General features: G+C 59.2%; 6 protein-coding genes and 1 pseudogene. All 7 read right to left on the reverse strand.

What is annotated here, in order from left to right:
- Positions 1–194: 194 nt before the first annotated feature.
- The gene (locus ACIQ3B_RS17445; RefSeq protein WP_397404832.1) at positions 195–536 is read right to left on the reverse strand and encodes a hypothetical protein; all 342 of its coding nucleotides are present in this window, start codon (positions 534–536) and stop codon (positions 195–197) included.
- A gap of 109 nt (positions 537–645) precedes the next feature.
- On the reverse strand, positions 646–1,938 hold the full coding sequence (locus ACIQ3B_RS17450) for a thioredoxin domain-containing protein (protein WP_397404834.1): 1,293 nt from the start codon (positions 1,936–1,938) through the stop codon (positions 646–648).
- Between the two features lie 339 nt (positions 1,939–2,277).
- Positions 2,278–3,456: an alpha/beta hydrolase-fold protein gene (locus ACIQ3B_RS17455; RefSeq protein ID WP_397404836.1), complete on the reverse strand. Its 1,179-nt coding sequence runs from the start codon at positions 3,454–3,456 to the stop codon at positions 2,278–2,280.
- Positions 3,453–5,576, reverse strand: a complete 2,124-nt coding sequence (locus ACIQ3B_RS17460) for a peptidase domain-containing ABC transporter (protein ID WP_397404838.1) — start codon at positions 5,574–5,576, stop codon at positions 3,453–3,455. Before ACIQ3B_RS17460 ends, ACIQ3B_RS17455 begins: the two co-directional genes overlap by 4 nt.
- On the reverse strand, positions 5,573–6,808 hold the full coding sequence (locus tag ACIQ3B_RS17465; protein ID WP_397404840.1) for an HlyD family secretion protein: 1,236 nt from the start codon (positions 6,806–6,808) through the stop codon (positions 5,573–5,575). Before ACIQ3B_RS17465 ends, ACIQ3B_RS17460 begins: the two co-directional genes overlap by 4 nt.
- A gap of 515 nt (positions 6,809–7,323) precedes the next feature.
- A complete protein-coding gene (locus tag ACIQ3B_RS17470; RefSeq protein ID WP_397404842.1) occupies positions 7,324–7,713 on the reverse strand; it encodes a transposase in 390 nt (129 codons plus the stop codon).
- A gap of 131 nt (positions 7,714–7,844) precedes the next feature.
- A pseudogene (locus ACIQ3B_RS17475) lies at positions 7,845–8,168 on the reverse strand (excinuclease ABC subunit A); the annotation flags it as partial.

The following is an 8,168-nucleotide window of genomic DNA, read 5'->3' on the forward strand; positions in this document are numbered from 1 at the left end:
GCCGCGCACGCGGATCTGGTTATGCAGGTCGGCCATACTGTCCCGGGTCCAGGTAGAGCCCGCGAAAACGTCATCTCTGCGGGCAAACATTGTAGTCGGTGAGACTCAGGGATAACACGGGAACGGAAAGAGAACAAAGCTGTACGTGCGCCTGGTCAGGGGGCTTGCTGACACGACGCTGGCAGCAGCGCCGCCTAGAACCGGCGCCTGTAGCCGACCCCCGCAGCGTCGACATGGAAACCCTGATCGTCGGACCATTCGGACTTCGGGTGGACATCGTACTCCTGCGCGCGCCCGGCGAGACCTGGCGGCGGGTTGATCTGGCGCACATCCGGCGCCAGGGCCACGGCCACCGGCCGCGCCCTGCGATAGAGGTTCGCCTTCGTCGCGTCGGCGCGCGGGATCAATATCCCGGCGCTCTCGCCGGGCGCAGCAACGCCGGCCACGGCGACCTCTGCCTTGCCATTGGCGAAGGCCAGGGCGGGAGCGAGCGCCAGAAAGGCGATGGCGATCAGACGTCTTGGCAATGGGATCATGGTCGCGTTCCGGGAAGGTACATCCTGACAAATCGCCATGTCCCAACTATCGTCAATTATTCATTGCGTCCCTAGATATCCCGGATTGCCGCGCCTATCGCCTCATAGTCTACTTGGGTGCATGAGTGGCGAGATATCGATCAAGCCAATCGGCTAGGCTTTGCCTGTTAAGAGGACCGGATTTCGTATTGGCACCCTGTAGGCGCGCAATGACCACTCCATTCTCAAGGAGAAACACGCTCGGATAGAAGCGAACATCATACGCAGACGCACGAGACATCGTAACTGGGTCATCCCGGGTTACCTTCACTATATCGACGGGCAATTTTCGATAAGGTGCCAGCACCTTGATGTTGTCGAACACCATGTTGCATGGAGCGCAGTCCTCAAGACTAAATCCAAGAAGCGAAAAACGCGCCTCGGGATCCGTGTTAGTTGGCGTTACACCCGCTCTGTTCAACAGTTCCTGAGCGAATGCACGACTCATGCGATGGTCCGTGAGGTGATCCAAAAACGCCCATTGCCCTTGAGGGTTGCACTCTAAGAACACATATTCCCCGTCGGGCGTAACGACAAAGTCAAAATGTCCAGAGAAGAGCCCAAAGTGACTCATATAACATTGTATCTTTGACAGTATTGACAGCGGAAGCTCGTAATTCTCGTATATAGATAAAGGCGATCCAAATCTCCAATCTACCTTCGTGTACTCTCTCGCTTGTGAGTCGATCTTGAACGCAAATATACTCTTGCCTTGCACCGCTACCCTCAGCTCATATGCCTTTGATATTTCGGCTTGGTAGAGCGCAGGGAGCGATTCGACCCCGGATAAACTTGCATCGAACAAGGGCCATTCGACCCGCGTGGTCATGATGGTGGAATGGCCATACTCAGTATCGGGAGACGGAATGAACCCTTCACCGAGAGTCTTGGTGATCGTCTTTTCTTGCGCGGTGGCCCATCTGCGGATGGTCTGTGGCTGGTTTGATACAAGCGATCGGGGAACTACAAATCCAAGGTCGCGGGCAGCAAGAAGCTGAACGATTTTGTCGGATGCGCGCCGAACAGCGGCAAGACTGTTGACGCTGCGATCTCCCAATAACGCGCAAATCTCGTCAATGAAGGCGCGCCAACCTGCTCCCCAGATGTATTGGTGATTGAACTCGTCCCCTGCTCCGAATCGTCGATATCGAATCTTTGCGCGGTTCCATGCGACGCCGATGTCCTGAAGCGCCAGGGTCTGATCGCGGAGCACGAATGACTGCTCATCCAGAGAAAACGTCACGGCACCGGTTTCTTCGTGATCAAGAAAGACCGGCGGCGAACCTAGGTCGATGAGAGCGTCGCCGACCAGTTGAAGGTGCGGATCGGTGCGAGACCCGAATAACAGGATGACATTCGTCATTTTAGACGTTCCGTTAGTCCTGATTGGGTGGCAAGACTAGGTCGAGACCATCAAATCGTCAAAAGGTTTGGCCCCCCAAGATCTACATGGATATTGAGGGGCCTCACTTTAGGCTTAAACGTCGTAATCGGTGTCGCAGAACATTGCGTCAGGCGTGATAATGCAGCAGTACTTGCCCGTTCCATCTCCGCCCGCTACCGCTTCTAGTTCAGGATCGTCGAGAGTTAGCTCGCGAATCCCTTGCATGGATCGTTCATGCGCAGCGAGGATGAAAGGCTTAGTGTCCATCCGCATTTTGGTGCTCCATTGGTTTGTGCAACGGGGAGAGCTTACCGCACGTCATGGGCGAGTCCATAGGGAATTGCACTTATAGTTGTTGGTGCCGAGCCACAATAAGGCCTCCTCGTACAGCTTGCTCCAGACTTCAGGGGAGTGCCCTCCCGGCATGGTCTTGGCGCAGACGCACGCCGGTCCCGCGACCAGCGCTCGGAGGATTGGCTCTGGGCCCGGCTCTGCCTCTCCAGCGCCGACAAATACCCTGTGGGTCGATCGAAGGGCGGCCTGACGCGTAATCGGGGTCCAGAGTGGTGAGAGAGCGATCACTCGATCAGCCGGAAGGTTGGCATCCGATGCCATGGCCAACGCCCATGCAGCGCCATTTGAAGCCCCGGCAAATATCCGTTGTTGAGGGATCGAGGGCGCGCCAAGCTCAGACTCTGCATAAGTTGTCACCGTTTCCTGCACAAAGCGCTTGTGGGCTGCAAAAGCTTGGCGCCCACCCTCGAAGCCCGGCAGATACTCCGCGTCACGGAGTGCAGGATCATTCCAAATGCCGACAATCATTAGCGGCGGGAGCCACCCTCTTTTGATCAGCTCATCCGCCTTTAGCGCCAGGCTCATCGCCGCCTGCCCATCGGCAAGATAGAGCACGTATCGCCGCGGATCTGTGCGGTAGCTGTGTGGTAGGTAGATGCTTATCCGGCGCTGAATTGAGTGGGGTCCCGAGAGTCCCAGTTCCACATTCAACATGCTGCCGGCGACAAGGGCCTTTTCCGCCGCTCCAAGTGTAGGAGGATGCCAAACTTGTTGGAGGAGTGTCTTGCCCCCGGCCATCAGCTTTAAGTCGAACGGCCTCGGCACCTCTTTTGGTACCCAGACCGCGGCCACAGCATATCTCGTGCCCGGGACGCGCTCCAACGGCAGCGTGAACTGGCAGCAGAGCATCGTGCCATCTGGCGGGTCTCTCATGGCCACATGAAGCCTGTCGTCCTCCATCCAGATTGCAATTGCATGCCCCTTCGTGCGCGGTTCCAACATCTCAGCGGAAGGACTGGGAAGCCTGCAGGCCTGCAAGGACGTGGTCGTGCAAGCCGGAAGTATCTCTGATCCGGCCGCCGCCTCTGCGCGATGGGCCTCAGGCACCAGAAGCATCAGGCCGAATGCCATGGCGACCAATTGGCGACGACGCGGGCGCTTTGAATGACCGCGGACGTCCGTCAACGGGATCTTTGCTCTCATGCAATCACCTCGTGAGGCATACCACTGGGGGGCAGGACGCGTAGCCGACCTTCCTCCATAGAATAAACACGATCTGCTCTTGCGATCAGGGCGGGGCGATGCGCGATTACGATCCTCGTGCAGGGTAAGCTGCTGATGAGGTCGGCGAGAAGGTGCTCGGTTGCTTGGTCGATGTTTGCGGTTCCTTCGTCCAGGAATAACCAATCAGGGTCCTGGTAAAGAGCCCGCGCAAGCAGAATTCGCTGGCGTTGACCGCCAGACAATGCAGCCCCCATATCCCCAACTGGCGTCAGGTATCTCATAGGCATCCGCTCAATGTCGGTACGGACCTGCGCACGCTCAGCCGCCTTCTTCACCTTTGGCAAGTCAACGTCGCGACTAAACGCAATGTTCTCTGCAATGGTCCCGGATAGCAGCACATCGTCTTGAGAGACCACTCCGATGTGGCGGCGCCACGCCTGCCAGATGCCAGGCGTGGCTGGTGTACCGTCAAGCCGGACCTCACCCCCAGTCGGCGACTGCAAGCCCAGCATGACTTTCAGCAGCGTGGATTTACCGCTGCCGGACGCCCCCGTGATCGCCAGATACTCGCCCCTTCGGACAGATAAGGTCACATTGCTCAGGACTGTCCGATCAGACTCGCCATATCGAAAACTCACATCCAATAGGTCCAGTTGATCGGCTGTCACGGCCGATTCTGGATCCAAGCCCACTTCCTCGCGGGTCGTGGCGACGATGTCTGACAACCGCTCCAGATGTAGGCTGACATACCTAAGCTCTATCACTTGCGTGAGTAGGCCACGGGAGCGATCAGTCAAAATTTGCTTGTAGGCCATGACAGCCAGGAGCATCCCAACGGTCAGGCCTTCACCACGGATCACCTGCAACCCACCGGCGAGGAGGAGCGCTGCAGTAGAGGCCGCGTCAACTGCCAGCTGAGCCGACGTGAAGGCCTGCCGTCGACGCCCAACTTCGAGCCCGCGGTTCAGAGAGGTGGCGTAGAGATTGCTCCAAATCTGCTCGCGCTCGGACTCGCGCCCCATCAGCCGGAGGACCCGAATCGCGCGGATGCTCTCCATTAGGTGCGTTCGCTCTTCGGCTGCCGCTTGAAGTTGCAAGTGCATGCCGCGCCGAGTCAGGCTGGCCGCTAGGAGCGTCAAGCCGAGATTTAACCCCACAGCGGCGGCGGCGATAGCCGCCAGACGAAGATCGTATGCCAACAGTATTGCAAGGGCGCCAATCGCCATAACACCGTCCAGAAAACCGGTAACCATTCCCTTCGTGAAGACTTCCTGCACAGCGTTGGCAGACTGCATTCGCGACAGGATATCCCCAATGTGGCGCTTCTCGAAGAACGGTATCGGCAAGCTAAAGAGGTGACGCACGATGTTGGCGATCGCCTGGAAACTGAAGAGGGCCCCTACTGATTGAACGCACCAGGTCCTTAGAAAATCGACCGTTGCCTGGAAGAGCGCGAGGACCAAAAAGCCGGCCGCCAGGACGTAAAGTAGTGACTCGTCAGAGTGTTGCACGCCCTGATCGACGACCAACTGAAGCTGAATGGGCGCGGTCAACGCAACCAATTGCAGCACCAGAGTCAGTGCGAGGACGCGCGCCATCGATCCCCAGATTCCAGACGAGCGGTGCCAGAGGCTGGTAAGGGAAAGTGGACGTCTCACGTCGAGCGCGGTGAAATCGGCCGTCGGCCAAACCTCCAAGGCCACCCCTGTGAAGTGGTCAGAGACCACTGTGAGGGGCAGCCGTTGTGCGCCGGTCGACGGGTCGTGGATCACGACCGTATTGCCCTGGACTTCCTTGAGGACCACATAGTGGTTGAGGTCCCAGTGGAGTATCGTCGGCACGCGTAGTTGAGTAAGCGCCTCCAGGTCCACTCTGAGCGGACGCGTAGCCAGTTCCAGCCGCTTCGCCAACCCGATCAGGCCCGGAAGGGTTAGTCCGGAAAGCGACTGTGGGAACCGCTGCCGCAAGGTGGCAAGATCAACTTGATGGCCATAGTATCCGCTGACCATGGCCAGGCAGGCCAAGCCGCACTCCGCCAACTCGGTAGACATCATGAGGGGAAGCTGGCGCTTTCCTGAGAGAGAAGTGTCGATTTTCACGCGGCGTTGCCTCGACGATCAAGGATCGGGCCGAGGAGCCATCCCACCAACGTGTGTCGCTCAACCTCTATGTCTGCATCGACCAACATGCCAGGCTGGAGCGATGGCGTTCCCTTCAACCCTAGATCTTGTAGTGCGACCCGGACACGGAACACGGGCTCCTCCGGTCGAAGACCGGGTGTCTTGACGTCATCAGGCGCAAGCACCGTCCGCGAGATGCTCTGAATCCGACCTCGTCCCATACCATGGGTCCGGAAGGGAAATGCTTGGTACTTTAGACGAACCGATTGTCCCGGTCGCAAGCGTCCAACCGCGCGTGTTGGCGCGTAGAGTTCAGCAACGAGCGTCGACCCCTTCGGTACGATGATCGCGACGGTAGATGTCGCGCTGACCACCTGGCCCTGGTCCACCGGCACTGCAAGCACTCGACCTGAAAGCGGCGCAACGACAAGTACGGAACTCTGCACCGCTAGAGCGGTGCGTCGCTGTCCCCATTGCGCCGCAACCCGTCGCACTTCTTGCGACGACATTTGGCTCTCGATCCGTACGTTGGCGAACTGCTGTTGCACTGCCGCACGGTCCTCGGTAGCCATAAGGAGATCAGTGCGTCTGGCAGATATCGAGGCATCGGCATCGAGGACGGCGCTGCGCCGTGTTTCCAAGGCGGCGGCTGATAGAAATCCCTCCGCCACCAACCGCTCGCTGCGTTCAAAAGCGGCAAGCACCAGCTGAGCCTTCTGCTGGGCGATCTGTAGCTGCTTTCGCCGCTGTTCAACGGTGGAGTCCAGGATTGCTAACCGACGGATCAGGGTTTCCTCTTGAGACTCTAGGCGTGCGACGGTGGCCCGATGAATTTCCTTCTCCGCCGCTTCTTCAGTCGCCATGTCCGCGCTCAATAGACGCCCAGCGGCGCCGACGGGCAGTTGGCTCTCCAAACGCAAGGTGGCTAGCGTCGCGCCGAGTTCTACAAAAGCCCCCTCTTGGACAATTGGCGAGATTAGCCCGGACTGTCTTGCCGCTACCCTGATTAGGCCAGCGTCTGGGACAAGCCAACCTTTGACCGATTCCCGGCGCGTGTAGGGAATGCTGCAAAGAACCGCTACGGTGATTGCGGCCAAACAGCATGCCGCCGAGGCCGCCAGACGGACTGATGTAGGCGACGAGATGATCAGTTCGCCCTGAAGGCGAGACGCGCTTTTGCGGAGCGCCTCGGGGCGAAAAAGCTCGCTCATCTATCAGCTCTTACACCTGATCGTTGTCACAATCACAACGTGAATATAATCCATCTTCACTGCAAGGTGTATTATCAGAAAAGCGGGGCACGGCGGTTTCCACAGGGCTGGCAGACGCCGGGCGCGCGCCGGGCGCGCGATGACGTATCAACAATTGTTAACACGTGCGGGCGTTTCGCGCAGCCTGCGACCCGAAGGTCCGTGCGAGGGCGTCATGAAGGTTCAGGTCAGGATTACGGCGACAGGATTACCGCGACGCCTTACCCATACACCGACGCTTCAAAAGAGGGCAGGTTGCTCAGGCCTCGTACGCATTGGCTTTCGACCTGGAGCACGGCGGGCGAGCGTGCGGCCTGGCAGGCACTCAAGTCCGGCGATGAACACCGAGTTGCCGGCGGGACTACCGTTGGTCTCCGAAGACCTCAAAGCCTAAAAGGCCCGCAATTCACCGGCACCGTCCGCCTCGGCGTCGGTCAGTCGCTCGGCGAAGTCGGGCATGAGCTCCAGCAATGGCCTCAGATCCACAAGCCCGTCGTCAAAAGCGGCCAGATGGGCAGCTGTGCTGGCCCAGCGCCAATCGCGGCCCTGGCGATCAGGCACCCGCGGACCGGTTTCAGCGCAACGTAGAGAAAGGCCGTGGCCAGGTGCGCCTCGTACATGACTACCGAGCCGAACCGCTTCTGGAACAGATGCCCGCTCCAGCGGCCCCGCGCGTTGATGAAATTCGTGTAGCGTCGGTGTGTTTCGCCGACGGCGCGGGCCAGACCAGCCTCGTCGACGGGCGTCAGGATCAGGTGGACGTGATTGGGCATCAGGCAATAGGACCAGACCGCCACACGGGCTTTGCGACTGTGTTCCGCCAGTAGATCGAGATAGAGTTCCTGATCGCCATCTTCGAAGAACATCGGCTCTCGTCGGTTGCCGCGCGCCGTCACGTAGTGCGACAGGTCGGGCACAACAATGCGGGCAAGACGGGTCCTGGACAGAGTGCAACATGACCGGAACAAATAGTGAATATGTAAGGTGTCGCCTAATTCCCATTGACCTTGACCCGCTGGAAGCCGGCCTTCTGCCACTCGGCGAACTCCTTGCGGTACTCGCCCTTGCGGCCGCGGACCACCGGGGCCAGCAGGTTGAGGCGGGTGCCGTCGGGCAGGGCGTTCAGCTTGTCGACCATCATCGAGACGGTCTGGCTCTCGATCGGCAGGCCGGTGGCCGGGGAATAGGGAACGCCAACCCGCGCCCAGAGCAGGCGCATGTAGTCGTGGATCTCGGTGACCGTGCCCACCGTGGAGCGGGGATTTCGGCTGGTGGTCTTCTGCTCGATGGAAATGGCGGGTGAGAGGCCTTCGATCAGGTC

Source organism: Phenylobacterium sp., assembly GCF_044358365.1.
GTDB lineage: Bacteria > Pseudomonadota > Alphaproteobacteria > Caulobacterales > Caulobacteraceae > Phenylobacterium.